The organism is Dietzia sp. DQ11-44, from assembly GCF_014145205.1.
Lineage (GTDB): Bacteria > Actinomycetota > Actinomycetes > Mycobacteriales > Mycobacteriaceae > Dietzia > Dietzia natronolimnaea.
Genome location: NZ_JAALEC010000682.1, coordinates 1 through 1,658 on the forward strand (window position 1 = coordinate 1; position 1,658 = coordinate 1,658).

Consider the following 1,658-nt stretch of genomic DNA (forward strand, 5'->3'; position numbering starts at 1 on the left):
CCTGACTTCCACAAGTTTTAGTGTCACCCTGCGTTGATCGCGTCGATGACGGCTCGCGCGGCGTCCGGGATTGTGGGTTCGACGAGCATTTCGTGGTCGCCGATGGCGACGGTGACCGTGCGCAGCGGTCGCAGGGTGGTGACGATCTTCTTGATCGACATGCCGGTGAGGTCCTGCAGGTGCCGCGCCACGGCCAGGGCGGCAAACACGACGGTGAGGTGAGCTTCGATCGCATCGCGGGTGCGGTGGAAGATCGGGCGCGCCCTCAGGTCGGCCTTGGCCATGCGGAAGGACTGCTCGACTTTCCAAAGGTCGTGATAGGCCGCCACGACGGCATGGCCGTCCATCGCGGCCGGGGCGATGTTGGTGACATACCCCTTGTAGCCTGCAGATTCGCGGGCCCGCTGGATCGAGGCCTCGTCCAGGATTACCTTCTGGTCGGTGACCTTGACGAATCGCTGCTTCTTGAGTGGTTCTGCCCGGTCGGCCACGCGTTGCGCGCGGTCGATCTGCGCGTTCAGCGTCCGCCGGTCTCGCTTGGCTCGCTCCCATTTGTAGTGCCACACCACACGCCGGTCTCGCCGGTCCCGGCCCTGACCCATTGGGCGGATCAACTCCACGACACCGTCGTCGGCAATCACGTTGCCGCGGCGACCGAAATGGTCCTCGAGCTCCTTGGGCGCCTTGGAAGTGCGGGAGCCGACGATGAACGACAGGCCCGCATCTTCCAGCGCATTGAGGTTGGCCGCCGACAGCATGCCCGCATCGGCCACCACGACCATGTCGCTGATCTGGTGGCGCTTTTGGAAAGCCGTGATGACCGGGATCAGCGTCTTGGTCTCTGCCTTGTTGCCCTCGAAGACGTGCACGTCCAGCGGGAACCCATCCCGGGCCACCAGCAGGCCGACGGTAATCTGCGGGTCGACCTTGCGCTCTTTACTCATACCGACTTTGCGCAGGTCATCTTCTTTTTCGGCCTCGAAATACAAGGTGGTCAAGTCGTAGAGCACCAACGCCACACCAGGGCCCCCGGTGCGGTTGACGTGGGCCCAGCAGGCGGTGGCGATCAGCGCGCGGTAGTCCCGGCCGACCACTCGCTGCAGACAGTTGTAGAGCGTGTTGACGTGCGGTGGTTGCGTCCCCAATTCGCCCAGGACCCGAACCGAGTCCAACTTGCTGGTCGGCTCCACCACACGGCACAGCACCAGGTCGCGGAACACTGAATCGCCAACCACGTCGAAGCCGAGCCTGGAGTACGTACCGGTCAATCCTTGCCACAAGATCCGCGCCGTGGACTGCTGGATCCGCGCGGCTGTCGCTGCCGGCACGTCGATCACCGCGGCGCCGCGCTCGCTCAACTCCAGGTCAAACGCCTGCTGATCGCCCTGAATGCGCTGCTTGGCGACCTCGATCAATGCCGCCAACTCGCCGGGGGTGTGAGCCGAGCCCAGGTGCTCGCGCACCACCAGCCGGCCGCTGACCCACTCGACCAACTGCACGCCCGTGGCCCCCGAACCCGTCGGCACCTTCCGAAATTTCAGCCCCACAGGCCCAACCTACCGGGCCGTTTAGTGTCACAAACGCCAGCACAGAACTCGCCCTACCAGTGCAAACCGGAATCCGGATCCCTAGAACAGCGTCAACTTGTGGAAGTCAGG

1 protein-coding gene is annotated in these 1,658 nt (G+C 64.3%); it reads right to left on the reverse strand.

Annotation, left to right across the window (positions count from 1 at the left end):
* Positions 1-23: 23 nt before the first annotated feature.
* On the reverse strand, positions 24-1,547 hold the full coding sequence (locus tag G6018_RS15485; protein ID WP_347237881.1) for an IS1634 family transposase: 1,524 nt from the start codon (positions 1,545-1,547) through the stop codon (positions 24-26).
* Positions 1,548-1,658: the final 111 nt, after the last annotated feature.